This window comes from Isoptericola sp. NPDC056134 (assembly GCF_042264825.1).
Taxonomy (GTDB): Bacteria; Actinomycetota; Actinomycetes; order Actinomycetales; family Cellulomonadaceae; genus Isoptericola; species Isoptericola nanjingensis.
Map to the genome: position 1 here is coordinate 639 of NZ_JBHJVM010000091.1, position 498 is coordinate 1136.

The window sequence follows — 498 nt, forward strand, 5'->3', positions numbered from 1 at the left end:
AGCGGGCGCAAGCGCCCTCGGACGCACCGAAAGCGGGATGACCGCACTCAACCGCCGAGGATCGCTCCGCTGATCTTCGCAGACCTCACCGACACCGAGGTCCTCACCGAGGATTGGGCGCTGCGCACCGACTTCGACAGGGAACACCTGACGGAGATCGACACCGCCGAACTCGACCTCGACGACGTCACGTTCACCGAGTGCCACGTCGTGGGCTGGAACGCGCATCGGACCAACTTCCAGGGCGCGAGGTTCCTGCAGACACGGATCGAGCGCCTCAACGCACCCTCGCTCCGGGCTCGGCGCACGACGTGGCGTGAGGTGGAACTTCTCGCCTCACGCATCGGCGCGGCCGAATGGTACGACTCGGACCTGAGCCAGGTGGAAATCTCTCACTCCAAGCTGGGGTGGCTGAATCTCCGCGCGTCCCACCTCACCGACGTGGTTCTTCGAGACTCGCGCATCGAGGAGCTCGACCTTTCGGGCGCAACCCTCGAC

1 protein-coding gene is annotated in these 498 nt (G+C 65.7%); it reads left to right on the forward strand.

The features are described from left to right. Positions 1–498, forward strand: a 498-nt coding sequence (locus tag ACFCZN_RS21495) for a pentapeptide repeat-containing protein (RefSeq protein WP_430558119.1), incomplete at both ends; no start/stop codon positions are given.